This window comes from Serratia nematodiphila DZ0503SBS1, assembly GCF_000738675.1.
GTDB classification, from domain to species: domain Bacteria; phylum Pseudomonadota; class Gammaproteobacteria; order Enterobacterales; family Enterobacteriaceae; genus Serratia; species Serratia nematodiphila.
The window spans coordinates 243,481-268,990 of the sequence record NZ_JPUX01000002.1 but is presented as its reverse complement, the minus strand read 5'-3'; the positions used below and the strand labels follow the sequence as shown (position 1 = coordinate 268,990).

The 25,510-nt window shown below is 61.5% G+C and carries 25 protein-coding genes and 1 pseudogene; 10 read left to right on the top strand and 16 right to left on the bottom strand.

The genetic code is table 11. The annotated features are described in order from the left end of the window. Window positions 1-8: 8 nt before the first annotated feature. The 6 genes from JL05_RS21890 to JL05_RS21865 all read right to left on the bottom strand — a co-directional run bounded on the left by JL05_RS21890 (window position 9) and on the right by JL05_RS21865 (window position 7,630). Window positions 9-2,087 (bottom strand): ABC transporter permease, encoded by a 2,079-nt coding sequence (locus tag JL05_RS21890; protein ID WP_033633862.1) that lies wholly within the window; start codon window positions 2,085-2,087, stop codon window positions 9-11. Between the two features lie 67 nt (window positions 2,088-2,154). Then, a complete protein-coding gene (locus JL05_RS21885; RefSeq protein WP_033633861.1) occupies window positions 2,155-3,186 on the bottom strand; it encodes an ABC transporter substrate-binding protein in 1,032 nt (343 codons plus the stop codon). Then, complete coding sequence (uhpC, locus tag JL05_RS21880; RefSeq protein WP_254901100.1) at window positions 3,183-4,505, bottom strand: MFS transporter family glucose-6-phosphate receptor UhpC; 1,323 nt, start codon at window positions 4,503-4,505, stop codon at window positions 3,183-3,185. Before uhpC ends, JL05_RS21885 begins: the two co-directional genes overlap by 4 nt. A gap of 66 nt (window positions 4,506-4,571) precedes the next feature. Beyond that, window positions 4,572-6,113 (bottom strand): MASE1 domain-containing sensor histidine kinase, encoded by a 1,542-nt coding sequence (locus JL05_RS21875; protein ID WP_033633859.1) that lies wholly within the window; start codon window positions 6,111-6,113, stop codon window positions 4,572-4,574. Then, window positions 6,113-6,742: a response regulator transcription factor gene (locus JL05_RS21870; RefSeq protein WP_033633858.1), complete on the bottom strand. Its 630-nt coding sequence runs from the start codon at window positions 6,740-6,742 to the stop codon at window positions 6,113-6,115. The genes JL05_RS21875 and JL05_RS21870 overlap by 1 nt, the downstream gene beginning before the upstream one ends. Window positions 6,743-6,865: 123 nt before the next feature. Next, entirely contained in the window at window positions 6,866-7,630 is a 765-nt protein-coding gene (locus tag JL05_RS21865; RefSeq protein ID WP_033633857.1) for an arylamine N-acetyltransferase family protein, read from the bottom strand. A 158-nt stretch (window positions 7,631-7,788) separates the two neighbouring features. On the opposite strand from JL05_RS21865, the gene JL05_RS21860 reads away from it, so the two are divergent. Then, the gene (locus JL05_RS21860; RefSeq protein WP_033633856.1) at window positions 7,789-8,409 is read left to right on the top strand and encodes an HD domain-containing protein; all 621 of its coding nucleotides are present in this window, start codon (window positions 7,789-7,791) and stop codon (window positions 8,407-8,409) included. Here JL05_RS21860 and JL05_RS21855 read toward each other — a convergent pair. From JL05_RS21855 to pyk, 3 genes are read right to left on the bottom strand one after another with little or no spacing between them, the layout of a single operon-like run. Next, complete coding sequence (locus JL05_RS21855; protein ID WP_015377036.1) at window positions 8,369-9,301, bottom strand: AEC family transporter; 933 nt, start codon at window positions 9,299-9,301, stop codon at window positions 8,369-8,371. The genes JL05_RS21860 and JL05_RS21855 overlap by 41 nt on opposite strands. 7 nt (window positions 9,302-9,308) lie before the next feature. Further along, a complete protein-coding gene (locus JL05_RS21850; RefSeq protein ID WP_033633855.1) occupies window positions 9,309-10,043 on the bottom strand; it encodes a TSUP family transporter in 735 nt (244 codons plus the stop codon). After that, window positions 10,043-11,476: a pyruvate kinase gene (gene pyk / locus JL05_RS21845; protein ID WP_033633853.1), complete on the bottom strand. Its 1,434-nt coding sequence runs from the start codon at window positions 11,474-11,476 to the stop codon at window positions 10,043-10,045. Before pyk ends, JL05_RS21850 begins: the two co-directional genes overlap by 1 nt. Window positions 11,477-11,781: 305 nt before the next feature. On the opposite strand from pyk, the pseudogene JL05_RS21840 reads away from it, so the two are divergent. After that, window positions 11,782-12,533 (top strand): annotated as a pseudogene (locus JL05_RS21840) (SDR family NAD(P)-dependent oxidoreductase). On the opposite strand, the gene JL05_RS21835 reads toward JL05_RS21840, so the two are convergent. After that, the gene (locus JL05_RS21835) at window positions 12,518-13,414 is read right to left on the bottom strand and encodes a LysR substrate-binding domain-containing protein (protein ID WP_033633852.1); all 897 of its coding nucleotides are present in this window, start codon (window positions 13,412-13,414) and stop codon (window positions 12,518-12,520) included. The pseudogene JL05_RS21840 and the gene JL05_RS21835 overlap by 16 nt on opposite strands. A gap of 117 nt (window positions 13,415-13,531) precedes the next feature. Here JL05_RS21835 and JL05_RS21830 point away from each other — a divergent pair, with 117 nt between their 5' ends. Further along, window positions 13,532-14,311, top strand: coding sequence for a HalD/BesD family halogenase (locus tag JL05_RS21830; protein ID WP_033633851.1), 780 nt, complete (start codon window positions 13,532-13,534; stop codon window positions 14,309-14,311). A gap of 37 nt (window positions 14,312-14,348) precedes the next feature. On the opposite strand, the gene ansP is transcribed toward JL05_RS21830, so the two are convergent. Together ansP and JL05_RS21820 are read right to left on the bottom strand one after the other, a co-directional pair. Then, the gene (ansP, locus tag JL05_RS21825; protein ID WP_004939697.1) at window positions 14,349-15,815 is read right to left on the bottom strand and encodes an L-asparagine permease; all 1,467 of its coding nucleotides are present in this window, start codon (window positions 15,813-15,815) and stop codon (window positions 14,349-14,351) included. Between the two features lie 434 nt (window positions 15,816-16,249). Continuing rightward, window positions 16,250-16,687 (bottom strand): PACE efflux transporter, encoded by a 438-nt coding sequence (locus JL05_RS21820; RefSeq protein WP_016928654.1) that lies wholly within the window; start codon window positions 16,685-16,687, stop codon window positions 16,250-16,252. A gap of 112 nt (window positions 16,688-16,799) precedes the next feature. Between JL05_RS21820 and JL05_RS21815 the strand changes: the two genes are divergently transcribed. Further along, entirely contained in the window at window positions 16,800-17,693 is an 894-nt protein-coding gene (locus tag JL05_RS21815) for a LysR family transcriptional regulator (RefSeq protein WP_033633850.1), read from the top strand. A 16-nt stretch (window positions 17,694-17,709) separates the two neighbouring features. Here JL05_RS21815 and JL05_RS21810 read toward each other — a convergent pair whose 3' ends face one another. Further along, complete coding sequence (locus JL05_RS21810; RefSeq protein ID WP_033633849.1) at window positions 17,710-18,273, bottom strand: DedA family protein; 564 nt, start codon at window positions 18,271-18,273, stop codon at window positions 17,710-17,712. A gap of 50 nt (window positions 18,274-18,323) precedes the next feature. Next, window positions 18,324-19,001: a DJ-1/PfpI family protein gene (locus tag JL05_RS21805; RefSeq protein WP_033633848.1), complete on the bottom strand. Its 678-nt coding sequence runs from the start codon at window positions 18,999-19,001 to the stop codon at window positions 18,324-18,326. Window positions 19,002-19,092: 91 nt separating this feature from the next. Here JL05_RS21805 and JL05_RS21800 point away from each other — a divergent pair, with 91 nt between their 5' ends. The 3 genes from JL05_RS21800 (at window position 19,093) to pbpG (ending at window position 22,267) form a co-directional block, all read left to right on the top strand. Then, window positions 19,093-20,037, top strand: coding sequence for a GlxA family transcriptional regulator (locus tag JL05_RS21800; protein WP_033633847.1), 945 nt, complete (start codon window positions 19,093-19,095; stop codon window positions 20,035-20,037). A gap of 45 nt (window positions 20,038-20,082) precedes the next feature. Further along, window positions 20,083-21,186, top strand: a complete 1,104-nt coding sequence (locus tag JL05_RS21795; protein ID WP_033633846.1) for an adenosylhomocysteinase — start codon at window positions 20,083-20,085, stop codon at window positions 21,184-21,186. 151 nt (window positions 21,187-21,337) lie between these two features. Next, window positions 21,338-22,267 carry a D-alanyl-D-alanine endopeptidase gene (pbpG, locus tag JL05_RS21790; protein ID WP_015377045.1) on the top strand — a complete coding sequence of 310 codons (930 nt, stop codon included), beginning with the start codon at window positions 21,338-21,340 and terminating at the stop codon, window positions 22,265-22,267. 34 nt (window positions 22,268-22,301) lie between these two features. On the opposite strand, the gene JL05_RS21785 is transcribed toward pbpG, so the two are convergent. After that, window positions 22,302-22,757, bottom strand: a complete 456-nt coding sequence (locus JL05_RS21785) for a GNAT family N-acetyltransferase (protein ID WP_015377046.1) — start codon at window positions 22,755-22,757, stop codon at window positions 22,302-22,304. Window positions 22,758-22,833: 76 nt separating this feature from the next. On the opposite strand from JL05_RS21785, the gene JL05_RS21780 reads away from it, so the two are divergent. The 3 genes from JL05_RS21780 to JL05_RS21770 all read left to right on the top strand — a co-directional run bounded on the left by JL05_RS21780 (window position 22,834) and on the right by JL05_RS21770 (window position 25,310). Then, window positions 22,834-23,238 carry a VOC family protein gene (locus JL05_RS21780; RefSeq protein WP_033633845.1) on the top strand — a complete coding sequence of 135 codons (405 nt, stop codon included), beginning with the start codon at window positions 22,834-22,836 and terminating at the stop codon, window positions 23,236-23,238. Window positions 23,239-23,357: 119 nt separating this feature from the next. Beyond that, entirely contained in the window at window positions 23,358-24,287 is a 930-nt protein-coding gene (locus tag JL05_RS21775) for an alpha/beta fold hydrolase (RefSeq protein ID WP_033634133.1), read from the top strand. 102 nt (window positions 24,288-24,389) lie between these two features. Next, window positions 24,390-25,310 carry a DUF808 domain-containing protein gene (locus JL05_RS21770; protein WP_033633843.1) on the top strand — a complete coding sequence of 307 codons (921 nt, stop codon included), beginning with the start codon at window positions 24,390-24,392 and terminating at the stop codon, window positions 25,308-25,310. 42 nt (window positions 25,311-25,352) lie between these two features. Here the strand turns inward: JL05_RS21770 and JL05_RS25935 are convergent, their stop codons facing one another. Next, on the bottom strand, window positions 25,353-25,436 hold the full coding sequence (locus tag JL05_RS25935) for a small membrane protein YohP (protein WP_016928643.1): 84 nt from the start codon (window positions 25,434-25,436) through the stop codon (window positions 25,353-25,355). Between the last annotated feature and the right edge of the window lie 74 nt (window positions 25,437-25,510).

Sequence of the window (25,510 nt, the reverse complement as noted above, 5' to 3'; positions counted from 1 at the left end):
GGGCTCCATTACGCCTGGTTTTTGGCTTTTGAACGGGAGATGCGTGCCTCGCCGATCAGCCAGTCAAAGAGGAAAATAATCGCCAGCATCACCACGATCAGAATTGAACCGTAGGCGATCGCCACGCCGTATTCGCCGTCTTCCACGCGGTTGAGGATGTAGGCGGTGGCCACGCGGGTATCGGGGGTGACCAGGAAGACGATGGCGCTGACGGTGGTGATGGCGCGCACGAAGCTGTAGATCAGCGCCGACAGGATCGCCGGGCGCAGCAGCGGCAGCAGGATGTGCGTGATGGTGCGCAGCGAGCCGGCGCGCAGGCTGAGCGAGGCTTCGTCCAGCGATTTGTCTATCTGGCCCAGCCCGGCGATCCCGGCGCGAATGCCCACCGGCACGTTGCGCATCACCATCGAGATAATCACGATGGCGGCCGTGCCGGTGAGGTACACCGGCGCGCCGTTAAAGGCGAGAATGTAAGAGACGCCCGCCACGGTGCCCGGCACCGCAAAGCACAGCATGGTGGTGAACTCGATGGTCTTTTTGCCCTTGAACTGCTGGCGCACCACGATCCAGGCGATCAACAGGCCGAACGCGGCGGTGATCGGCGCGGCGATCCCGGCGTACAGCAGCGTGTCGAGCAGCGAAGGCCACGCGCCGTCGCTCATGCCCTGGCCGAACAGCTTGATGAAGTTATCCAGCGTCAGCGTGTAATCCACCCCCCAGTTGACGGTGAAACTGCCGTAGAAAATGCTGCCGTAAAGCAGGGCGTTAAAGGCTACCCACACCGCCAGCAGCGCGATCACGCTCCACACCAGCGTGACCGGCAGCGGCTGTACGTCGCCGCGATAGGATTTGCCGGACACGGTGACGTAGGAACGCTTGCCGATCCACATATACTGGATGCAGAACACCAGCAGCGAGAACAGCAGCAAGAAGGCGCCGAGGGTGCTGGCGGCCTGATAATCGAGCTGCGAACCGGTGATGTAAAAATAGATTTGCGTCGCCAGCACGTCGAAGTTGCCGCCGAGCACCAGCGGGTTGCTGAAGTCGGCCAGCGATTGCACCACCACGATCAGAAACGCGTTGGCCAGCGCCGGTTTCAGCAGCGGCACGAACACGCCGTTAAAGGTTTGCCAACGGCTGGCGCGCAGGGTGTAGGAGGCCTCTTCCAGCGAAGGATGAATGGTCTTGATCGCGCCGTCGAGGATCATGAACGCCATCGGGGTGAACGCCAGCACCTGCGCCAGCCAGATGCCGGTAAAGCCGTACAGCCAGTTGGTGTTGGTCAGGCCGAACCAGGCCACCATCCACTCGGTCACGTAGCCGGAGCGCCCCATCATCAGCGTGACGCCCAGGCCGACGACGAACGGCGGCGTGACGATGGGCAGGATGGAGAAGATGCGGCCGATAATGGCGCTGCGCCTGGCGATGCGGGTGGTGTAAATCGCCAGCACCAGGCCGAAGAAGGTGCAGCCGGCGCCTACCGCGATCGACAGGGCGATGGAGTTGAGGATCACCTGGACGATGTGCGCCTGCGACAGCACGTTCATAAACGCCAGCGGCGCGAAGGCGCCCGTCTGGTCGGTGAACATCGGAATGAAAATCGCGATGCTCGGCCAGACGATGAAGACGCCGATCAGCGCCACGATGGTGACCAGCGCGCCGATAACGAAGCGGTCGCCGCCCAGCCAGTCGAGGCGGGTCAGCGCCAACGTCATGATGGCGCCCAGCGCGGTCAACTGCACCAGGGTGGCGTAGCCTAAACCGCGTCCCGCCAGCGTGGCGCTGACGACGATAAAGGCCATGCACAGCAGCGCCCAGCCGGCGTCGAACGCGTGGCGCCGCCGCCGTTCACCGCCCGCCGCAGCGTAAGGGCGCAGCAGCAGCAGGCTCGGCAGCAGGCACCAAAGCCAGCTGATATTGCGATTTGACCAGCCGTAGGCCGCGAGGATCTCTTCGCCGGTGGACTCCAGCAGGCCGTAATCCAGGCTCCAGCTCGGCAGCAGGGCGAACGCCAGCCAGCCGAGCAAAACCCAAAGGAATATCGCATCTCGTTTTTTCACGAGATGGAGTGCATGTGTATGTGACATAAGTTTCCCGGATGTTCAGGCCGGGCAAACCGTGAGGCTTACCCGGCAACAGGCGCAGAATGTGGGCTTATTTACCCATCTTGACTTCGCTGACCCATTTGTTGATCAGCGCCTTGCGGACCTCGGTCGAACCGTACTTGTCCATGTCGTAGTTGATCAGCTTCAGGTCGTCGAGCTTCAGCGAGTTCGGCGAGGTATCGGCGGTGGTGTTGGTCAGGATCTGATAGGATTTGCCTTGCTTCCACGCCAGCTCCTGCGCCTCTTTCGACAGCACCCAATCCACGAACAGCTTGGCGTTGTCGAGGTTGCGCGCGCCTTTGAGGATGCTGACGCCGCCGATTTCATAGCCGGTGCCTTCGCAAGGCGAGATCAGCTCCAGCGGCGCGCCCTGTTCCTTTTCGAGCGAGTAGTCATGCAGGAAACCGATGCCGATCGCCGTTTCACCGCGGGCGGCGTTGCGCGCCGGGGCAATGCCGGACTTGGTGTACTGCGAGACGTTGGCGTTCAGCTGCTTGAGGTAATCGAACGCCTGATCGTCTCCCCACAGCTGGGCAAAGGTCGCCAGCGCGGTGTAGGCGGTGCCGGAGCTTTGCGGATCGGCGATTTGAATCTCGCCCTTGTATTCCGGCTTGGTCAGGTCTTTCCAGCATTTTGGCACCGGCAGGTTTTTCTCTTTCAGGCGCTGGGTGTTGACGCCAAAGCCGAGAATGCCGACGTAGACCGCCGAGGAGTAGTTGCCTTTCAGCTTGGCCGGATCGCGGAATTGCGTCATCACCTGTTCGAGGTTCGGCGATTTGTACGGCTGCAGCAGCCCCATTTCACCGGCCTGGGATTGCGGATCGAGGGTGCCGCCGTACCAGACGTCCGCCTGCGGGTTCTTCTTCTCGGCATCCACTTTCGCCAGCGTGCTGCCGGATCCGTTGCGGATGAACGAGGTTTTCACGTCATATTTCTCGCCGAAGGCTTTGGTTTCCGCTTCGCACATTTCATTGGTGGCGCTGCAGTAGACCACCAGGCGGCCCTTGGCGTGCGCGCCGCCGCTCAGAGTCGCCAGCGCGATGCCGGACGCTATCAGGGTAGTGACCCACGTTTTTTTCATTGTTTTATCCTTCTCTCGGTAGAGGTGGTAACGCTCGCCATCAGCAGCGGCATCAGCAATAAACCCATAAGAACGGCGGCGATGGACAGCAAACTGAACATGCCCGACCAGCCGTAGCCTTCGATGACCCGCGACAGCGGCCAGCCCGCCAGCGCCGCCCCCAGGTAGGCGAACAGGCCGAGAAAGCCGGTGATGGAGCCCGCGGCGCCTTTGTGCCCGCACTCCACGGCGGCGAGGCCAATCAACATCTGTGGGCCGAAGACAAAAAAGCCCACCGTAAAGAAACAGCCCGCCAGCAGCGCGTAGTGATGCACCGGCGCCAGCCACAGCGCGGCGACGGAAACCATCAGCCCGAGCGTGAACAGCAAAATCATCGGCGCGCGCTGCCCGCCGAACAGCACATCCGAGCCCCAGCCGGCGAACAGCGCGCCGAGCAGGCCGCCTATCTCGAACAGCATCACCGTCGCGTTGGCGCTGAGCAGGTTGACGCCGTGGCTTTCCGTCAGCCACAGATTGCCCCAGTCGTTCAACGCAATGCGGATCAGGTAGACCAGCACGTAAGAGACGCCCAGCAGCCAGATCATCGGGTTCTTCAGCATCGTGGTGCGCAACATCCGCCACAGCCCCATTGGCGGGCTTTGCTGTTCCTGGCGCAGCTCCAGCGGATCGTGGCGCCACCGGCCGACCGACGGCAGGCCTTCTTCCTGCGGCGTGCCTGTCAGCCGCCGCGTGAGCCAGAGGCCCAACGCCATGCTGACGGCCCCCGGGATCAACATCGCCGCCTGCCAGCCCCAGCGCTGGGCGGCGAAGGCGCTGATCAGCGGCACGATCGCGCCGCCGAGGTTGATCGACATATTCCAGCAGCCCCACCAGAAGCCGCGCTCGTTGCGCGAATACCAGTGGGTCAGCAGCCGCGCGCAGGGCGGCCAGCCCCAGCCCTGAAAGAAGCCGTTCAGCGCCCAGACCGCCAACAGCAGCGTCAGCGATTCGCCGAAGGCGAACGCCACGTTCAGCACGCCGGTGGCGAACAGGCCGATCCCCATAAACCTGCGCTGCCCGTGGCCGTCGTGCCACAATCCGGCGCTGAATTTCGACAGGCCGTAGCTCAGGTAAAACAGCGAGCCGAGCAGGCCGATGTCCCCTTTATCCAGCCCCAAATCCGTTTGCAGCGCCGGCAGCACGTAATTCACGCTTTTGCGCGTCAGGTAAAAGGCGGCGTAGCCGATGACCATGTACAGCAGCAGTCGCGGGCGCAGCGCGCGGTAACGATGATCGATTTCAGATGCCGAGCGTGTCTGCATAGCCGTCTCCCTGGTGATGACTATAAGAAGGTGAAAGGGAAAGGGGATGAGAGAAAGTCCGGACTGGCTAAGACTTTTTCCTAGTTAGTCGGCGGTTTGTTGCAAATTTGTGGGCAGGTTAACAATTACCCGCGTGCCGCGCTGTGTGTCCAGCGTCAGTTCGCCGCCGAGCGCGCTGACCCGTTCGCGCATCCCCTGAATGCCGAGGCCGGGTACCTTGTCCGCCCGGATGCCGATGCCGTTGTCCCGCACCTCGAGGTGCAAAAGTGCCCCCTGTTGATACAAAACGATGGCGACTTCGCTGGCTTCGGCGTGTTTGCACACGTTGTTGAGCAGCTCTTGCAGCAGTCGGTAGAGGGTAAAACGCACCGTCTCGCCGGCGGGCGTGTTGATGAGCCGGTAGTCGAAACGGCAACGGATGCCCCGTTCGCTGAAGGCGAATTCATTCAGCAGGTGGTGAAGCGCGTCTTTGAACGCCAGCTCGTCCAGCGCGGGCGGGCGCAGCTGGCGCAGCAGCTGGCGCGTGGAGTGATGTATGCGCCGGGCGAGATCGGCTATCTGGTTCGCGGCGGCCTGGGTTTGCGCCGGATCGCGCGCCCGTTTGACCAGCTGCGACTGAATTTGAATCGCGGTGATGTTCTGGCCGATTTCATCGTGCAGCTCGCGCGCCAGGTTCTTTCGCGTGTCTTCTTCGGTGTGGATCAGTTTTTCGGTCAACGCCCGCCGCGCCGCCAACTCTTCTTCCAGGCGTCGGCGATAGTGGTGCAGGTTTTGCGCCAGGTGCTGCTGACGGCTGATGGCGATGCCCAGACCGATGCCGAGCAGCGCCTGCGTCGCCAGAAAGATTTCCAGCTCGATCAGATTGCCGAACCCCACGCCGACCTGCCGCGCGATGGTGATCATCATGCTGCCGAGCAGGCCGGACAGCACGCCGCCCTGCCAGCCGAACTTCCACGCCATCACCACGTTCGGCAAAAACACCACGATCAGCAGCAGGCGTTCGATTTCCGGCGACAGCACCATCTGGGTGCCGATGCCGATAACGAAAAACAGGCTGCACCAGATGATTAAGGACGCGCGCAGCGGCGGGTTGCTGGTGTCCAGCCCCAGCAGATGGTAGCGGTGTTGCTGGCGCAGAAATTCAAAAATCAGGTAGACGAACGGGGTCAGCAAGACGCCGCCGGTAAATGACGCCAGGCCGAGCAGCATCGCCGGGCTGTGCGCGAAAGGCGCAAGCAGGGCGGTATTGAGCAGCGAGGCGGCGGTCACTGCGGCCAGCAGCAGCGTCAGCCGCTGCCAGTAGAGTGGAAAACGGCGCCAGAATCGCTGTGCGAGCGCGGCCGGGAGCAGGGTGATGAACGGCGCGGCCAGCAGGCTGTAGCCGCTCAGCAGGCGTTCGCCGTGCAGCCAGAACAGCAGCAGCACCGGCGGTATTATCAGGGCGGGCCAATAGCGGCGCGCCAGCAGGATCAGCAGCGCGAGATAGACGCCGTGAGGCAGAAACAGCGCCGCCTGATTGCCGTTGTGGGTCAGGTAGAAACCGAGCGTCCACAGCATCAGCCAGCCGCTCCCCCAGGCCAACAGGATAAACAGCGAGATAACCCAGGGCCGGAAGCGGGGCGACATCAATGCCCCGCCAGCAGCTGATGGTCGAGGGCGAAATGCACCAGTTCAATGGTGCTGCTGCACTGCAGTTTGCCCAGGACGTTGGCGCGATGCACGTGCACCGTTTTATGGCTGAGATCGAGCTTGAAAGCGATCTCCTTTACGCTGTCGCCTTTGACCAGCAGATCGAAGATCTCGCGCTCGCGCGGGGTCAACGCCTCCAGCGCCGTGGCCGGCTGCTCGCCGCCGCGCAGCGCCCGCAGCGCGTCGGCGCACAGGTAATGGCCGCCCATATCGACGGAGCGCACCGCCTGCACCAGTTCTTCCGGCCCGCAGCGTTTGGTCAGATAGCCGCTGGCGCCGGCATCCAGTGCGCTCTGTACGAAGGTCGGGGTATCATAGATACTGAGGATGATCGCGCGAAACTGCGGCTTTTGCGCCCGCAGGCGTTTCAACAGGCTCAGGCCGTTTTCATCCGGCATGGCGATGTCCATCACCGCGACGCTGACGTCGTCGCGCAGCAATGCCGGCCAGGCCGCCGCCGCGCTGCTGTATTGCCCCACCACGTCGAGATCGTCCTCGAGGCTGAGCAATTGCGCAAAGCCGGAGCGCACCACCACATGGTCATCCACCAGTATCACACGGATCATTTTTCGCACTCTGTTGCCGAATCATGATCCTATGATGCCTGCCGTCGCGGTGCTGGCAATCAGCCAAGCGCGGTTATGCAATCGGTGTAACAGAATCGCAATAAAAGGGCGCCGCCGGCGCCGTCAACGCTCCAAATCGATGGCGAAATGCTGCCACAGCGCGGCGCGCCGTTCCTCTTCCGAATGCAACGTCGTTTCGTGGCGCTGGTGATCTTCGGTCACGATCAGCTTCATGTCGCTGAGGGTCACCCGGCCGTGCTCCGTCGGCCGTGAACACACCAGGCGCTGGGTGAAGTGCGACTGCGGCGAGGTGCTGTGGAATCGGCACATCTCGTCGAACTCAGGCAACTCGCGCGGCTGAACGGTAAAGCGATACAGCGTTTTGGCATGTGAGCGTTGGTCGCCGTTGCGGCGCTCCAGCAGGTAATAGTCGCCTTCCCGTTCCAGGTGGAAAGTGCCGCTGGCCTGCGGTTGCGGCTCGGCGACGACGATCTTCAGCGGCGTCAGGAAGGAATCGCCGAAACCGACATCCACCAGCCAGGCCTGCCCCGCCAGATCCACCCGCAGCGCCAGATGATCGTAGGGTGGGCCGAAATGGCCGTCGCGCGCGCGGATCTCGCCGGAGATGAAGCTCACCTTGAAACCGATCTCTCGCAGCAGCAGGGCGAACAGCGTGTTCAGCTCATAACAGAAACCGCCGCGGTTACGCTCGACCACCTTGCTGAACAGCGCTTCGGGCGCCAGCTGAATACCCTGATGATAAATAATGCTCAGGTTCTCGAACGGGACGCTCAGCATGTGGCGATGGTGCAGCTGTTGCAACGTGGGGAGGTCAGGGCGGGCGGTGCCGGCAAAGCCGATATGCTGCAGGTAGCGTTGGGTATCCACAGGGTGTCTCGCATGAGAAAAAGTAGGCATAAAATAGCGGGCTTTGCGGCGTTTGTGAGCGCATTACGTGCTGCGTTGTCGGCATAACTCATAACCAAATCGACTCAGATGTCAGCATGGCTGCCGTTAGACTGAATCGATATGGATAAGGAGAAAGTATGGATTTAACCTTGAAAGCGCAGCGATTTGCCAATGACGCTCACCATGCCTGCAATCAGCGGCGCAAGTTCACCGGGGAGCCGTATATCGTGCACCCAGCGGCGGTGGTGGATTTGCTGCGGCGGGCTAAGCCGACGCCAGAAATGGTCGCCGCTGCCTGGCTGCATGATACGGTAGAAGATACGGCGGTGACCCTGGCGGATATCCGGCGAGAATTCGGTCCGACGGTCGAGCGTTATGTGGAAATGTTGACCGACGTGCAGCCTCGCAGCTACGGCGGTGAGCGTCTGCACCGTAAAAATGCCAATCTGCGGCACAGCGCGCAGGCCTGTGCGGAAGCGCAGACCATCAAACTGTGCGACTTGATTGACAACAGCAAAAACATTACCGATTACGATGTCTCCTTTGCCCGTCACTATCTGGTGGAAATGGCGCGCTTATTGGCTGTTTTATCGGCGGGCGAGGCCGGCCTGTTGGCCTTGGCCCGCCGACAGTGTGCGGAAGCGGTCGAGCGCATCAACGATCGTCATGGAGACGACGGCTGGTTCGACGCGTTGTGGCGGAAGTATGAGGCCCATCTTAAGCTGGATGAGCTGAAAACTGGGTCAACAGCAAAATAACAGGAATGGTGACCGCCGCCAGCAACGTTTGGATCGTGATGATACCGGCCGACAAGCGATGATCGCCGCCCAGCAGTTTCGCCATGATGTAGGCGGAAGGTGTACAGGGTAAGGCGTTAAACAGGACGATAGTCGCCAGCACCGGGCCGGAGATGCCCAGGGTGATGCCGATTCCCAGCGTCAACAGCGGTACCAGCAGTAACTTGACGAAGGTCGATTGCAGTACGGGGCCCTGTGCCGTACGCGCCGCCTTGATATCCAGCCCCGCGCCGACCGCCAGCAACCCCAACGGCAGAGAGGCGCCGCCGAGAATGGTGAGAATGTTCTCCAGCGCCGTGCCGAGCGACCAGCCGCTGGCATTGAAGGCCAGACCGGCCAAGACCGAAAGGATCACTGGGTTTTTCCCCAGCGCTTTGGCGATCTGTCTGCCGCCGGGGCGGGAGCCCTGGCCGTAATGCATCAGTATGACAATCGAGGCCACGTTCAACAGCGGGATGGCGACGGCGATGCTGATTGAGGTCACCGTCAGGCCGGTGTGGCCGAAAGTCGCCGCTGCTGCGGCAACCCCGATGTAGGTATTGGGGCGCAGAGCGCCCTGTATGACGGAAGAGAAAACCGGCCCGGGCTGTTTTAGCCAGATTCGCCAGAGGTACAACGACAAGGCGCCGATCAACACGGCGCCCAGGACCGACAGGGCGATCGGCCGTACCGGAAACTGGCTCAGGTCGGCTTTGCCGACCTGAATAAACATCAGCGCCGGGAAGAGATAAAAGTAGTTCAGCTTCTCGCAGGGCAGCCAGAAAGCCCGATCGATCAGGTTTTTGTGCCGCAGAGTGAATCCCATGGCGATTAAAAATATCACCGGGATCAGAGAAAAGAGAGTCGTCGTCATGGGGAGCCTATAAATAGCCTTTAGTGAGAACGGCCACGCCATAGAAGGCAATAAAGCCGGTTACCATTTTTTCATAAACGGGAGCGCTGGTTCTCTTGAACAGCAGATTGCCGACGACCAGATACACCAGCAGAGCCAGCGGTGCCGCGGCGAAACCGTCGAGGTTCAGGGCTTGCCATTTAATGCAGGCCAGCGTGGCCAATTGGATTAAACCGAACATCAGGTAATAACGGGAGACGGTGGTTCTTATCTCCAGTTTCTCGCGATGGCTGGCGGTAGCGTAGAGTGCCAGCAAGGCGCCACCCATGTTGGTGACGCCATGTATCAGGCCCATGACTGCGATATAAGCGCGCTGATGTTTGCCGAGATAATGCTTCACGGTTTCCTGCAGTGACAGACGAAAGCGCATCAAGGCGGAAAACAGCAGGATGGCGCCCACCAGCAGATCGACATTCATCTTCAGCGTCGAATGCAAGACCAGGCTCAGCGCCAGAATGACGAAAATGGCGCAAATCAGCATATTGACCTTTTCGCGAGCGGGAAAAGCAATTCGTCGGGCGCCAAGCGTCTGCGTCAGAGAGATCAGCACCGACGACGGCAGCAGTAGCCCAAGTACGGAGGAGAAATCAACGCCCAGCATTAATAGCGTCGGTGTACCGAACACCAAGATGCCCATGCCGAAAACCGATTGGATCACGGCAAATAGCGCAATCACCAGATAGAACAACGCATGATTATCCATCAGGCCACCTCTTCTTTCCGGTGAGGTTCCCGCGCCGCGTCAGATTGCAGGTAGGCATCGGCGCTGAGCGTGCGCAAAATATTCCCGCTGATATGCTGATTGTCTTGCTGGGCGCTGACCAGCAGCAAAACATCGTGCCGATTTATCAATCCATTGTCTGACAGGACATTCAGAGCCAAACGTTCGGTTTCCGGCTGTGTCAGATCGATCCGAGGCAATGTCAGGCCGGTGATGCCTGGCAGCATATTCCAGCTGCGCACCGTCGCCGCATCGTTGCCGAATGCGACGATCGGGAGGCCGATGTTGGCCATGGCGGCGATGCGCACGCTGTAACCTGTGCGAGAAAACACCACCACCCGGGAGATCGGCAAGGCGCGGATAAGGGCGCCGACAGCCTGTCGAATATCGTCAACCTGCGCAGGGGGGGATGAGTGGGGCGCATGCGCTAAATGCTGTTCCGCCTGATGGGCTACGCTGGCGATACGGGCAACGGCCTCCAGAGGATAGCGGCCTACGGCGGTTTCACCGGAGAGCATCACCGCCGCGGCGCCATCCAGCACCGCGTTGGTGATGTCGCTGACCTCCGCTTTGGTTGGCAGCGGGTTCTCTATCATGCTGTGCAGCAATTCCGTCGCCACGATGGTGGGTTTGCCCGCATGGGAGGCGGCTCGGAGGATCTGTTTTTGGTAGAGAGAAACGCGGTCGATCGAGGTTTCCACCGCCAGATCGCCGCGATCGATCATGATAACGTCGGCGGCGGCGATGACTTCCTCCAGATGCTCTATGCCGCCGCTGTTTTCCACTTTCGCCACGATGCGGGGCGTATCGCCTCCGATCAGCGTTCTGATCGCGTTGATGTGTGCCGCGCTTTCGACGAAGCTTATGCCGATGTAGTCCACTTGATGCGCTTTGGCGAAGGCGATCATGTCGCGATCTTTCTCCGTTATCAGCGCCTGCCCGAGATCGATGCCAGGCACATTGATGCCTTTGCGGCTTTTCAGTTGGCCGTCCATGTCGGCCCGCAGGTGGATGTCCCGATCGACGATGTTAACGACCTGAAACGAGAGGGTGCCATCATCGGCGAAAACCTTATCGCCCACCGTCAGCCGTTCATGCAACCGGCCGTACCCCACCGGGACTTTTTCCTCCCCGTTATGCGAGGTATCGGTCGTGAGGATCAGCGTTTGCCCTTTAGTGAATGAGGGTTCGTGTTTCAGTTGCAATGTGCGGATTTTTCTACCGGGAATGTCCAACAGCACCGGCGTATCCGGCAACGTTTTACGCAGCAGGGCGATGGTTTCCGCATGCCAGTCGAGCGTGTTGTGCGAACCGTTCAATCGGGCGACGGACATGCCGGCTTTTTCCAGCGCTGCCAACGTGTTGATGTGGCGAGAGGCGGGGCCGATGGTAGCGATAATGCGAGTCTTTGCCATGATAAATGCTCCGAAAAGTTAAGATGCGTTTATCTATGACAGTTTTGTGACAGCGGGGAAAATAGGGGTTTAATCTAACTAATATATAAAAAGTTATAATGAGTTTTGGCGTCAGAGTGGGTGCGCCTTACACATTTAATGATGAAAATAAAATGGTTATACAATTTACTTCCATCGTATAGATAAAATATTGATAAGCATTACTCCTTTTATTCCTCGCCGCGTTGGGCATCACTGCTGCCGCAAACTGTCACTTGCCGGCGCTAGCCTGTTCCCCTTGAACTCAACTTTGCAGGAGAACGGCTATGCAAGATTTCAAACATCGGGTGGCGCTGGTGACCGGCGCGTCCACCGGCATTGGCGAAGCGATCGCCGCCGAGCTGTTTCGGCGCGGAGCCACGGTGGTGATGACCGGCCGCCATGCTGCGCCTCTCGCCGCCGCCGCCGCGCGGCTCGATCCCGACGGCCGGCGGGTGATGATGTTGCGGATGGACGTGCGCGACGCGCAGTCGGTGCAGCAGGGTATTGAAGAGATCGTGCGGCGCTGCGGCGCGCTGCATCTGCTGGTCAACAACGCCGGGATCACCGGCCCGCACGAGGTGGATATCGATCGGTACGCGGTCGAAGATTGGCATGAGGTGATCGCCACCTGCCTGGGCGGCACGTTTTTCGGCATGAAGTACGGCCTGCCGGCGATCGTCGCCGGCGGCGGGGGGCGGTGGTGAACCTCTCTTCCGCCAACGGCGTGGTGGGCATTGCCGGGATTGCGCCCTATACCGCCGCCAAGCATGGCGTGCTGGGCCTGACGCGCTCGGCGGCGCTGGAATTCGCTACGCGCGGCGTGCGCGTCAACGCCGTCGGGCCGGGTTATGTAGATACGCCGGCGATGGGGGAACTGCCGGCGTCGGCGCGGGCGCAGATGGCCGCTTCGCACCCGATGGGGAGGATGGCGACGCGGGAAGAGGTGGCGAAAACGGTGGCCTTCCTGCTTTCGGACGACAGCAGTTTCACCACCGGCGCGTTTTACAGCATCGACGGCGGTTATACCGCGTGCTGAGCCAGCGCCTGCAACCAGCTCAGAAACGCCGCTGCGCCGGGTTTTTCCAGCGTGCGCGGCGGGTAAACCACGTAGTAGGGTTTGCTGAGCGGCAGCGCCGGTTCGGCCAGGGTGACCAGCCGGCCCTCCGCCAGTTCACGGGCGATCAGCCGCCGCTGGCCGAGCAGCACCCCGCGCCCTTGTACGGCGGCGTCGATGGCCAGCGAGGTCAGGTTATAGGTCAGCCCGCGCCGCGGCGGCGGCGACCGATCGGCGGCGGTGAACCACTCGTGCCAGCCCGGCAGAAACTGGCTCTCCTTGCCCCAGTCGACGTGGATCAGCGGCAGCTGCGTCCAGTCGCCGCGATCGCGCAGCGCCGGGCTGCATACCGGCTGCACCCGATCCTGAAACAGCTGCACCTTTTCCAGCAGCGGGTAATCCTGATCGCCGAAGCACAGGGCGAAATCCGCCGCCGAATGGGCGAAATCGACCGCCGCATGGGTCGCGTGCAGCCGCAGATCGCCGTCGGGGCACTGCGCCAGCCAGTCGCCCAGCGCCGGGTTCAGCCACTTGGAGGCCAACGCCGGCAGGGCGAACACCGTCAGCGCCTGTTTGCCGCGCTGGCGTTCGACGTGTTGCTGCGCCACGCGCAGCGTTTCAAACGCCTCCTGCACGTAGGCCAGGTAGTCCGCGCCCTGTTCGGTCAGCGTGACGCCGCTTTTGGCACGAATGAACAGCGTGATGCCCAGATGTTGTTCGAGCTGGCGGATCTGCTGGCTGACGGCGGCGGCGGTCAGCGCCAGCGCATCCGCCGCACGGGCCAGGCTGCCGGTGCGAGCGGCGGTTTCGAACGCCAGAATGGCGCTCAGCTTGGGCAAGCGCGCACGGGACGGTGAGTGCATGAGCAGGGCTTATCGCTAAGAATTCGTTAGCTTATCCATAACGTATTTTTGTTATGGCGGCAATGCGGCATTCGCTACAGTGAGAGGCATCCGGCTTTCGCACACGAGGGGAACGTCATGCCGCCACTTGCCGATATTATCGATCTGTCCGCCCATCCCATCGATGACGCCGCGTTCCGCGCCCGCTGCCAGCAAACGCTGGCGCGCGCCGGCGCGCTGGTGCTGCCGGGATTTCTGCGTGAAGCCGCGCTGGCGACGGTGCGGCTGGAGGGCGCTGAACAGCACCATGCGGCGTTTTACGCCACCAGCAAACACAACGTGTATCTACGGCCGCAGGACGACGCGCTGCCGGCCGACCATGCGCGCAACCGGCTGGTGGTGTCGTCCAAGGGCTGCATTACCGACGAGGATATTCCGCCGCAGTCGCCGCTGCGCGCGCTGTACGATGCCCCGGCGTTTCGCGCGTTCCTGTGTGCGGTGCTGGGCGAGGCGCAGCTCTACCCCTACGCCGATCGGCTGTCGTCGATCAATCTGCATTACGCCCATACCGGTCAGGAGCTGGGCTGGCATTTTGACAACTCCTCGTTCGCCATCACGCTCTTGATCCAGAAACCGCAGGCGGGCGGGCGCTTCGAATACGTGGAGAACCTGCGCGACGCCGATCGCGGCGAGATGAACTATGCCGGGGTCACGCAGGTGCTGGACGGCGAGCGGGCGGTCAAACGGCTGGCGATGGAGGAGGGGGATTTGGTGCTGTTTCGCGGGCGCAACGCCATGCACCGGGTGACGCCGACCGAAGGCGACACCACGCGCATGCTGGTGGTGTTGGCCTACAATGCGCAGCCGGACGTGATGCTGTCGGAAAGCGCCAGAATGACGTTCTACGGCCGGTTATAGCGGATAAAAAAACCGCCCCGGAGGGCGGTTTGTCGATTCAGCGTTGGCTCTGTTCTTCGTGAGCCTGCTGTTCCAGCTTCACTTCCTGCGCGCGTTTGCGCAGGCCGAACCAGCCCAGCGTCAGCAGCACCGCCAACACCGGAATGGTGGCGATGGTCCAGGTGCCGTTCGGGTAGTCGAAGGCCATCATCACCACCACGACCAGCAGGAACGCCAGCGTCAGCCAGGAGGTGAACGGCGCGCCCGGCATTCTGAACGAGACCGGCTGCGCGCGGCCTTCGCGCACGGCTTTACGCAGGCGCATCTGGCAAACGATGATAAACGCCCAGGAGGCGATGATGCCCAGCGAGGCGATGTTCAGCACGATCTCGAACACCTGCGCCGGCACCAGGTAGTTGAGCACCACGCCGATCACATAGATGCCGCAGGTGACCAGGATGCCGGCGTAAGGCACCTGCTGGCTGCTCATTTTGGCCATCAGCTTCGGCGCGGAGCCGCCCATTGCCAGCGAACGCAGGATGCGGCCGGTGGAGTAGAGGCCGGAGTTGAGACTGGACAGCGCGGCGGTCAACACCACGATGTTCATGATGGTGCCGATGTAAGGCACGCCCAGCTTGCTGAAGAAGGTGACGAACGGGCTTTGGCCGGCCTGATAGGCGTTCCACGGCAGCAGCAGCACCAGCAGCACCACGGAGCCGACGTAGAACAGGCCGATACGCCAGATCACGCTGTTGATCGCTTTGGGCATCATTTTGGCCGGATCTTTACACTCGCCGGCGGCGGTGCCGATAAGCTCGATGCCGGCGAAGGCGAAGATCACCCCTTGCACCAGCACCAGCGCCGGCAGCAGGCCGTGCGGGAACATGCCGCCGTTTTCGGTGATCAGGTGCATGCCGGTGGTGTGGCCGGCGACCGGGGTGCCGGTGCCGAGGAAGACGACGCCGACAATCAGGAACAGCGCGATGGCGGCGACCTTGATCAGCGCGAACCAGAACTCCATCTCGGCGAACCATTTCACGCCGATCATGTTCATGGTGGCGACGATACCGAGCGCGCCGAGGGCGAACAGCCATTGCGGCACGTCGGCGAAGGTGCCCCAGTAGTGCATGTACAGCGCCACGGCGGTGATGTCGACGATGCCGGTCATCGCCCAGTTGAGGAAATACATCCAACCGGCGACGTAAGAGGCTTTTTCGCCGAGGAATTCGCGGGCGTAAGAAACGAAGCTGCCGCTGGAAGGGCGATGCAGCACCAGTTCGCCCAGCGCGCGCAGGATGAAGAAAGAGAAGATCCCGCACACCAGATAGACCAGCGCCAGCGCCGGCCCGGCCAGTTCGAGACGGCCGCCGGTCCCGAGGAACAAGCCGGTGCCGATGGAGCCGCCGATGGCGATCATTTGGATTTGCCGGTTGCCCATGCTTTTGTGATAACCGGATTCATGAGAGTCTAGCCAGCGTCTTCTGGCGGCGTGTTTGTCATCCGCCGACTTTTTTTGTGAGTGCATTATCCGTCCTGTTTACCTGTCTATGTTAACCCTGCTCTTAATGAGAGCAAACGATTGCTATGACCAATCGTTATGAGAATGAGGTCGTGGCATCATTCCGCTGTTTATTGTGTATACAGCCATCATTAAAATAACGGCGAAGCATGCTACCTTTTCTCCGTAATGGTGGCAAAAAATACTGCGCATAAAACGTGAACAAGTGTGTTTATTTTTTAATCCAAATATAAAAGGATATATTATTCAAAAAGATGTGATGTTTTATCAAGACGGAAATATCGAGGAATAAAAAGTGATTAAAATCACAAAATAATAATTACCGTGCAAATTACAGGGTGTTGTTCTTATATTTCGCGGTGAGAAATAAGGGGGGAAGGAAATGGCGACCCGCGCAGAAAATGGGATAAAGCAGCGGGTCGGTTGGCGCGTAACGAATCTTAGGCCGATTCACCGGCCGGCAGGGCCGATGCGGGCAGACCGAACAGCTTGTCGAACGCCCAGTTAAACAGGAAGGTGTAGCAAGGAATGATGACGATCAGCGCCATATCCAGCAGCAGCGCCTGCCACAGCGTGATGCCCATCCACCAGGCGATCAGCGGGATCAGATACACCACCAGCGTTAGCTGAAAGCCGACGGCGTGCAAAATGCGGCGTTTGAGCGTGCGGGTGCGCGACGCCTGGCGGCTTTCCCACCACTCGAATAAATAGTTGTAAATAAAGTTCCAGCTGACCGCGATGGTGGTGATCACCACCGCCAGCGGCCCGGTGCTGCTCGGCGCATGGCCCGACAGCAGCGCCAACCCCAGCGCCGAGATCGCCATGCCGATGATTTCATAAGCGGTGACATACACCAGTTTGCGTTTGACGCCTTGCATCGTTTTCTCCCGATCTGTTTTTAGTTGCCTCTGTGGCGACGGCGGCTAAGATAACGTCAACCACATTGATAGAAAAAGTCAGGAGTTGTCAGTTTTACTGACAGATAAAACAATGAATTTCTCCAGCGACAATATCGAACTGTTTTTGGCGGTGCTCGATCGCGGCTCGTTTTCCGCCGCCGCCCGCGCGCTGCGGCGCGTGCCCTCCGCCGTCAGCATGGCCATCGCCAACATGGAGGCGGAGCTCGGTTTCGCCTTGTTCGACCGTTCTCACCGTGAACCGACGCCGACCGCGCTGGCGCTGGCTCTGGCGCCGCATGCCCGCCTGATCGCCGGGCAGCTCAAGCAGCTGCAGGTGCACGCCATCGAACTGTCCCAGGGGCTGGAGAGTCGGCTTTCGATCGGCGTGGCGTCGGATATCAACGGCGCCGGCCTGCTGGCGGCAGTGAAAACGCTGTCGCAGCGTTATCCGCTGCTGAACATTGAAGTGCTCAGCGCGCCGCAGGACGACGTGCTGCACATGCTGCACGAGGGGCGCATCGGTGTTTGTCTGGCGTTCGGCGGGCTGAACATCAATAGCGCGGAGCAGTTCCACTTCGTCGGCGCGGAGTCGCTGGTGGCGATGCTGTCGCCGCAGCACCCGGCGCTGGACGGCGCGGCGGGCGAGCTGTTTCTCGAGGATCTGGTCAACGTGCGGCAGATCATGGTGGCCAGCCGCGATCTGCCGATCGGCGATCTGCGTCCGCAGGTGGCGGAGGCGTACTGGCGCACCGACAGCCTGCCGATGGCGCTGAACATGGTGGAGGCGGGCCTGGGCTGGGGCAACTTCCCGCTGTCGCTGGCCGAGCCGCTGCTGGCGCAGGGGCGTCTGGTGCGGCTGAAATTCAAAAACACCAAGAACGAGCTGCGCTTGCCGATGCATTTGATCTGGCTGAAGAACCGCCCGTTGGACAAAGCGGCGCGCGAGCTGGTCGAGCTGATGCGCGCGGCGCCGCAGGAAAGCTGACGCCCGCTGCGTTTGCTCACTCCGCGTGGCGTTTGCGCCACCAGAAGCGCACCAGCAGAATGGCGGCGATCGCCAGCGCGACAAACAGCAGGCTGGAGAGCTTTTTGTCGAAGCCGGTAACGAAGCGTTCGATCGCCTGGCCGCCAAAATAACCGAGCATGACGAAGATCGTCGCCCATAAAATGGCGCCGAGGATATTGAGCGGCACGAAGCGCGACGGCGGCAGGCGGCTGGCGCCGATCAACACCGGGCCGATGATGCGGAAACCGTACATGAAACGCACCCCGATAACGAACAGCATCGGGTGGCGGGCGATCAGCCTTCTGGCGCGCGCGATGCGCTTTTCCTGTCCCTTGAGCCGCGAGATGACGCGGCCTTCAAACCGGCGGCCGGCGAAGTACAGCAGTTGGTCTCCCATCATGCCGCCCAGCGCCACCACTGCGATCACCCACGGCCAGTGCAGCAGCCCTTCATGGGCGGCGATGCCGCCCAGCAGCGTGATGGTTTCCCCTTCCGCCAGGCAGCCGATAAACAACGCCCAGTAGCCATAGTCCGTAATGTAGTGGGCCAAATCGGTCATTCCTTACTCCTTATGTGGCTGACGCATAAGGGCAAGTATACGCCCGATTGCTAACCTTGGGCGATCTGGGCCACCAACGCTCTGCGCCGCTGCTGGCTCTCCGCCATCTGCGCCTGTATCCTGGCGTAAATGTGCGGCGGGGCCAATTCCGGCGTGCCGCCCTCGAACGGCGGCGCCGGGGCGTATTCCAGATAGAGCTGGATCATTTGGGCGGTGTCTTCGCCGTGCAGTTCGGCGATCAGCGCCAGCGCGAAATCGATGCCGGCGGTGACGCCGCCGCCGCTGATCACGTTGCCGTCACGCTCTACGCGTGCAGCGCTGGGTATGGCGCCGAACAGCTTCAGGCTGTCGCGCATCGACCAGTGGCAGGCGGCGCGTTTGCCCGGCAGCAGGCCGGCGGCGGCCAGGATCAGCGAACCGGTGCATACCGAAGTCAGATAGCGGGCATCGGCGCCCAGCCGCCGGATTTGCTGCATGAATGCTTTATCCTGCAGCGCCTGGGTGCAGCCGCTGCCGCCCGGCACGCACAGCACATCGCAGCGTGCGATCTCCGGCAGCGGGCGCAGCTGGGTGAAGTGCAAGCCTTCCGACTCGACATCCGCGCCGTCTACTGAAGCGACGATGATTTCCGCGCCCGGCATGCGGCGCAGAAACTGCAGTGGGCCAGTGAAGTCGAGCTGGGTGACGCCTTGATAGATGGGAAATACAATCACGAGTGGTTCAGACATGACATTCGCCTCATTTTTATCGTTGGACCTGAGCCATAATAGCCGCCCTGCATTTGGCTGATATGACAGATAACCCTCAAAAAGCGCCATCATGAAAACGATCGGTTTTGTGGTTTTTCCCGGTTTCAACCTGCTGGACTTTGCCGGCCCGCTGGCGGCGTTCGATAACGTCAACCAGTTCACTGACCCGTCGGCCTACCGCTGCGTGGCGATTTCGCCGCAGGGCGGTATGGTCGCCAGCTCGGCCGGGGTGGAAATCGCCACGCAGCCGTGCGGCGACGAGCGTTTTGATACGTTGGTGGTGTCCGGCGGCAGCGGCAACGTGATGGCGGCGCAGTCACCGGCGCTGGCGGCGTTCCTGGCCAACCAACGCCGACGAGCGCGGCGCATCGCCAGCGTGTGCACCGGGGCGTTTATTCTGGCGGCCTGCGGGCTGCTGGACGGCAAACGCGCCACCACTCACTGGTATCATGCGGCGCGGCTGCAGCAGAGTTATCCGCGTATCCGCGTCGACAGCAACCGCATTTTCATCCGCGACGGCGATATCTGGACCTCGGCGGGCATCAGCGCCGGCATCGATCTGGCGCTGGCGCTGATCGAGGACGATCTGGGCGCCACCCTGGCGGCGGCCGTGGCGCGGCAGCTGGTGGTCTATCACCGCCGCCCCGGCGGGCAGTCGCAGTATTCGCTGTTGCTGGCGCTGAACCCGTCGTCGGATCGCATGCGCGCCGCGCTGTCGTACGCGCGCGAACATTTGCACCAGCCGCTGTCGGTGGCGGATCTGGCCGACGTCGCCTGCCTGAGCGAGCGTCAGTTCGGTCGGCTGTTCCGCGCTGAAACCGGGCAGACGCCGGCCAAGGTGGTCGAGCAATTGCGGGTCGAGGCGGCCAGGGTGCGCATCGAAGAGAGCGCCGAGCCGCTGGAAGCGATCGCCCGTTCGGTGGGGTTCAGCGATCCGGAACGCATGAGGCGGGCGTTTATCCGCGTATTTGGCCTGTCGCCGCAGGCGATCCGCCGGCTCGGCCGCGCGGGATAACTTTTTTGCCACGCCTGGCGGCGGGGCGCATCAGAGGAGCAACGGATGTATCAGGATTTTGAGAGCGAATTGAGCTGGGCGACGCGTCATATGCCGCGCACCCGGGCGGCGGTGGCGGCGTTGCCGGACCTGCACGGGGTGCGGCTGGCGTGCAATATGCACCTGGATCTGAAAATGGCGCCGCTGGTGGCCGGCCTGCTGGACAAGGGCGCAGCGATCTTCCTGACTACCTGCAATCCCACTACGGTGCAGGACGACGTGGTGGCCTGGCTGGAACGGCGGGGCGCGCAGGCCTATGCCTGGCGTGACATGAGCGCCGGCGAATGGTCGGAATCTTTCGATCGCGCGTTGGCCTGGCAGCCGACCCACCTGTGTGAAATGGGAGCGGATTTGACCACCCGTTTGCACCAATCGCCGAACGGCCCGCAGATCGTCGCCGGGCTGGAGGCCACCGGATCGGGCATCAATCGGTTAAACGGCGTGGCGCCGCGCTACCCGATCTTCAACTGGGACGATCTGCCGGTGAAAGAAGGGCTGCACAATCGGCATATGGTTGGGCTGACCGCCTGGCACACCTTCTTCCAGACCACCCATTTGACGCTGCATGAAAAGCGCGTGCTGGTGATTGGCTACGGTCTGGTCGGGCAGGGAACGGCGGCCGCGGCCAGGGCCTACGGCGGCCAGGTGATGGTGGCGGAAATCGATCCGGCGCGTGCGCTGCAGGCGCGTTATGACGGCTGGCAGGTGGTGGATCTGGCGAGCGGGGTCGCGCAGGCGGACGTGATCGCCACCGCGACCGGCGCGAAAAACGTGCTCTCGGCGCAGCATCTGCAGCAGGCGCAGGACGGCGTGTTTATCCTCAACGTCGGACACGTGGCGGAAGAGATCGACGTCGGCTTCCTCAAAGGCCTGCCGCACCACGAGCCGATGCCTTATGTGAACGCTTACCAACTCAATGAGAAGACGGTCTATTTGCTGGCCAACGGTTCGATGTTCAACCTGACCGCCGGCTACGGCGACAGCCTCAATGCCTTCGACGTCACGCTGGCGGTGATGGCGGCCGGCATCGGCCATATCGTCGGCGCAGGGGCGCGGCAAACGCCGGGGTTGTACCTGTTGCCGCAGTCGGCCTGGCAGCCGGCGCTGTAACTTTTTCTACGCGGGCGTTCATCCCAGAGCGCCCGCGGGCTGTGCCGATTTTCGGCCGACAGAATTTGTCACAAATCCGCCCTATAATCCCAGTGCCAAGCGCTGAACCCTCACATATAATTCGCTGAGTTCAAGCCCCCATTTCAGAGTAATGCCTGTGAAAATACGTGTTTTGGTTCTGACCCTGCTCGCTTTGCAGGCGGGCGCAGGCTTTGCGCCGCGCGCGCTGGCCAGCGACAACGCTGCCGCCCTGCACGCCACCCAGCCTGAGCTGGCCTCCGGCAGCGCGATGGTCGTCGATATGCAAACCCATAAGGTGATGTACGCGCGCAACCCGGATGAAGTGGTGCCGATTGCCTCGATCACCAAGCTGATGACCGCCATGGTCACGTTGGACGCGCACCTGCCGCTCGACGAGATGCTGTCGGTGGACATCCACCAGACGCCGGAGATGAAAGGGGTGTATTCACGGGTGCGGCTGAACAGCGAAATCAGCCGCAAGGATATGCTGCTGCTGGCGCTGATGTCGTCGGAAAACCGCGCGGCCGCCAGCCTGGCGCACCACTATCCGGGGGGCTACAACGCCTTCATCAAAGCGATGAACGCCAAGGCCAGGGCGCTGGGTATGACCAACACCCATTACGTGGAACCGACCGGGCTCTCTATTCATAACGTGTCGACGGCGCGCGATCTGACCAAACTGCTGATCGCCACCAAGCAATATCCGTTGATCGGCCAGCTCAGCACCACCACCGAACGCATGGCCAGCTTCAAGGATCCGAACTACACGCTGCCGTTCCGCAACACCAACCACCTGGTGTACAACCCGAAATGGAACATTCAGCTGACCAAGACCGGCTTCACCAACCAGGCGGGGCACTGCCTGGCGATGCGCACCATGATCGGCAACCGCTCGGTGTCGCTGGTGGTGCTGGACGCCTTCGGCAAATACACTCACTTCGCCGATGCCAACCGGCTGCGCAGCTGGATTGAAACCGGCAAGGTGACGCCGATCCCGGCCGCCGCCCGCGACTATCGCCGCCAAAAAGACGCCCGTCTGGCGAAGAACGACAGCGAATAACCCGCCTGGCGGCCTGCTCTTTTGCTGCAGGCCGCTATCGGCCCTCGGGCCGCCTGATGACAAATCCCCGCTCGCGATCGCCGTCGAAACCCGCTTTGAGATAAAGCTGGTGCGCGCCGGTGCGTTGCTGCCCCGACAGCAGCATCACCTTGTAACAGCCCTTGCGCCAGGCCAGCTGCAGCGCGTATTCGACCATCGCGAGCGCCACGCCGTGGCCGCGATAGGGCTCCGCCGTCACCACGTGCTCGATGACGCCGAACGGCTGCGCCTGATGCGCCAGCCCCGGGATCAGCGCCAGCATGCAGGTGGCGATCGGCTGTTCCTCGTCCGCCGCCACCACCAGGCGGATCGCCGGATCGTCCAGCAGGCGTTGCAGGGCACGGCGCGCGTCGTCGGCGCGCAGCGGCGCGTCCTGCGGGCGCAGCTCGCGATACAAGGCTAACAGGCCGTTGAGATCGTCCGGCTGCGCCAGGCGATGAATGATGCTCATGATTGCTCCTTTCCGCCGCTTCAACGGTAATCCGCTATCCTCCATTAATACCACAACGATTGTCGGAGGGGATGTTATGAGTCAGGTTTCGACCTTTGTCATGTTCCAGGGAGAGGCGCAGCGGGCGATCGACCTTTACAGCCAGGTGTTCGAGCGTTTTCGGCTCATGCAGGTGCAGCATTACGATCCGACGCCGGACGGCCGGCGGTTGATCAAGCATGCGTCCATCGATTTTGATCGGCAGAACCTGGTGTTTACCGATAGCCCGATCAGCCATGACTTCAGCTTTACCCCGGCGGTGTCGTTGTTCATCAACCTGCCTAACGAAGAGGCGCTTGAACAGGCCTTTCACCGGCTGGCGGAGGGCGGCAAGGTGCTGATGCCGCTCGATGACTACGGCTTCAGCGCCCGTTTCGGTTGGCTGAACGATCGTTTCGGCCTCTCCTGGCAGCTCAATGTGCCGGCGGGCGATCTGCCCTGAACTCAGCGCGCGGCGTGCAAAAGGCATGGTAGCGCCTGCTGTTGTTTCATATGTTTATCGCCATGGCGGCAGGGTTCTCTGCCGTAGGAAATACCGACAACATCATGGAAAGGTGCGCTTTGATTGATTTTGACCGCTATGTTGAGCAAGCGAAGTCTTACGGCGAGTGGCCGGGCGGGCATGTGGACATGTCGCCCGGTTGCGTCGAGGGGGTGAGCTATCGCCTGTATCGGCACGCTGCCGAGAGTGAAGACGCGATCGTGGTTTATCACGGCGGCGGGGTTAACAGCGCCGCCGGGTATGACGTTCTTGCGCGCCAGTTGGCCGCCGTGCCGACGCTCGCGGTGTGCCTGGTGGACATCCGCGGGCACGGCGATTCCGCGGGAGAGCGGGGGACGGTTGAGCGGCCTGAGCGTATTTGGCGCGATGTCGATGTCATCCTGGCGGAAATGCGCCGCCGTTTTCCGTTGGCGCGCAGGCACCTGCTGGGCCATTCCAGCGGCGCCGGGATGTTGCTCAACTACCTGACCCGTTATCCTGGCGAGCAGCAGGCGGACAGCCTGATCATGCTGGCGCCGGAGCTGGGGCCATTTTCCGGGATAGCCCGCGATCTGACGGCGGCGGCCCGTTTTGCTCAGGTGCGCCAATGGCCCTTTGTGGCCAATGCGCTCAGCGGTGGGCGATGGTTTGGGCAATCTCGGGCGGTCAGCCTGAATTTTCCCCCGCCTGTGCTGGCCGCCGCCCCCGATTTTGTCTGCCAATACAGCGTCAATATGGCTAACGCGCTGACGCCGCGTGCCCCGGCGAAGCAGCTGGCGGCGCTGCGATTGCCGACCTTGCTGCTGGCGGCAGCGCAGGATGAGTTGTTCAATGCGCAATCCATGCAGCGCTTCGTCGAACAGCATGGCAGCGTGCATGTGGCATTTGGTTTGCTTGAAGGCAGCACGCATTTATCGTGCGTCTTTGATGCCCATCGCCTTGTCCTTCAACATATCTCGCGTGTGTCCGCTATCGGATCCGATGAGGGGCTGGCGGGCGAGGGGGCTTAACGCCCGCCCGGCATTTTCCGAGATCCTCCCATATCCTTTTATGACGCTTTACCGCTATGCTAAACATAGAATGGCCCGTGAATATGAAAAGGATGAATCATTTTGGCAGGAAGTAGCTTACTTACCCTTATCGACGACATCGCCTCGTTGTTGGACGACGTCTCTTTAATGAGCAAGATGGCGGCAAAAAAAACCGCCGGGGTGCTGGGGGACGATCTGGCGCTCAACGCGCAGCAGGTCACCGGCGTTAAAGCCGACCGTGAACTGCCGGTGGTGTGGAGCGTCGCCAAAGGCTCGTTGATCAACAAGGCGATCCTGGTGCCATTGGCGCTCTTGATCAGTGCCTTCGCGCCCTGGGCGATTACGCCGCTGCTGATGGTGGGCGGCGCCTACCTGTGCTACGAAGGGTTCGAAAAGGTGTTCCACAGCCTGAGCCCCGGCAAGGCGGTGCAGGAGGAGAAATCGGACGGGCCCGGCGCCAATGAGGATGCCGCAGCCTATGAGAAGCGCAAGGTGAAAGGGGCGATACGCACCGACTTTGTGCTGTCTGCCGAGATCATCGCCATCACGCTGGGCACCGTCGCCGGCGCCACCTTCAGCCAACAGGTGATCGTCTTGTGCGGCATCGCCGTCGTGATGACGCTCGGCGTGTACGGCATTGTTGCCGGCATCGTCAGGCTGGACGATCTGGGGCTGTATCTGAGCCGCAAAGGCAGCGCGTTGGCGCGCGCCATCGGCAGCGGCATCGTGCGCGCCGCGCCTTATCTGATGAAAACGCTGTCGATCGTCGGCACTGTCGCCATGTTTATGGTCGGCGGCGGTATTCTGACCCACGGTTTGCCGCCGGTGCATCACCTGTTCGAAGATTGGGCCTCGTACACCACCGTGGTGCCGACGTTTGGCCATCTTTTGCAGGGTGTGGTTCCGGCCCTGCTGAACGTGGCGTTCGGGCTGGTGGCCGGCGGCGTGGTGCTGGCGGTGGTATCGGCGCTGGGGGCGGTACGCGCGCGTTTCAAGGCATGATGAAAAGTCTCGCCCCGGAAGGGGCGGGACGTATTAAGCGCATTAAAAGATCAGTTTGAGAACGCCGGTAATCGTCAACAAACCCACGATAAAGATGATGGCGACTATCCACAGAATAATTTTCATTTGATTCTCCCTTACCGGTTAAAGCTGGCGCGCGATTGGCGTTAACTCAATGAAATCACTCTTCACTATAGACG

Excerpts from the sequence above, each read along its gene's own strand:
- JL05_RS21890 (WP_033633862.1), bottom strand. The coding sequence starts at position 2,087 with ATGTCACATACACATGCACTCCATCTCGTGAAAAAACGAGATGCGATA.
- JL05_RS21885 (WP_033633861.1), bottom strand. The coding sequence starts at position 3,186 with ATGAAAAAAACGTGGGTCACTACCCTGATAGCGTCCGGCATCGCGCTG.
- JL05_RS21875 (WP_033633859.1), bottom strand. The coding sequence starts at position 6,113 with ATGTCGCCCCGCTTCCGGCCCTGGGTTATCTCGCTGTTTATCCTGTTG.
- JL05_RS21870 (WP_033633858.1), bottom strand. The coding sequence starts at position 6,742 with ATGATCCGTGTGATACTGGTGGATGACCATGTGGTGGTGCGCTCCGGC.
- JL05_RS21860 (WP_033633856.1), top strand. The coding sequence starts at position 7,789 with ATGGATTTAACCTTGAAAGCGCAGCGATTTGCCAATGACGCTCACCAT.
- JL05_RS21855 (WP_015377036.1), bottom strand. The coding sequence starts at position 9,301 with ATGACGACGACTCTCTTTTCTCTGATCCCGGTGATATTTTTAATCGCC.
- JL05_RS21850 (WP_033633855.1), bottom strand. The coding sequence starts at position 10,043 with ATGGATAATCATGCGTTGTTCTATCTGGTGATTGCGCTATTTGCCGTG.
- pyk (WP_033633853.1), bottom strand. The coding sequence starts at position 11,476 with ATGGCAAAGACTCGCATTATCGCTACCATCGGCCCCGCCTCTCGCCAC.
- JL05_RS21835 (WP_033633852.1), bottom strand. The coding sequence starts at position 13,414 with ATGCACTCACCGTCCCGTGCGCGCTTGCCCAAGCTGAGCGCCATTCTG.
- JL05_RS21830 (WP_033633851.1), top strand. The coding sequence starts at position 13,532 with ATGCCGCCACTTGCCGATATTATCGATCTGTCCGCCCATCCCATCGAT.
- ansP (WP_004939697.1), bottom strand. The coding sequence starts at position 15,815 with ATGCACTCACAAAAAAAGTCGGCGGATGACAAACACGCCGCCAGAAGA.
- JL05_RS21820 (WP_016928654.1), bottom strand. The coding sequence starts at position 16,687 with ATGCAAGGCGTCAAACGCAAACTGGTGTATGTCACCGCTTATGAAATC.
- JL05_RS21815 (WP_033633850.1), top strand. The coding sequence starts at position 16,800 with ATGAATTTCTCCAGCGACAATATCGAACTGTTTTTGGCGGTGCTCGAT.
- JL05_RS21810 (WP_033633849.1), bottom strand. The coding sequence starts at position 18,273 with ATGACCGATTTGGCCCACTACATTACGGACTATGGCTACTGGGCGTTG.
- JL05_RS21805 (WP_033633848.1), bottom strand. The coding sequence starts at position 19,001 with ATGTCTGAACCACTCGTGATTGTATTTCCCATCTATCAAGGCGTCACC.
- JL05_RS21800 (WP_033633847.1), top strand. The coding sequence starts at position 19,093 with ATGAAAACGATCGGTTTTGTGGTTTTTCCCGGTTTCAACCTGCTGGAC.
- JL05_RS21795 (WP_033633846.1), top strand. The coding sequence starts at position 20,083 with ATGTATCAGGATTTTGAGAGCGAATTGAGCTGGGCGACGCGTCATATG.
- pbpG (WP_015377045.1), top strand. The coding sequence starts at position 21,338 with ATGCCTGTGAAAATACGTGTTTTGGTTCTGACCCTGCTCGCTTTGCAG.
- JL05_RS21785 (WP_015377046.1), bottom strand. The coding sequence starts at position 22,757 with ATGAGCATCATTCATCGCCTGGCGCAGCCGGACGATCTCAACGGCCTG.
- JL05_RS21780 (WP_033633845.1), top strand. The coding sequence starts at position 22,834 with ATGAGTCAGGTTTCGACCTTTGTCATGTTCCAGGGAGAGGCGCAGCGG.
- JL05_RS25935 (WP_016928643.1), bottom strand. The coding sequence starts at position 25,436 with ATGAAAATTATTCTGTGGATAGTCGCCATCATCTTTATCGTGGGTTTG.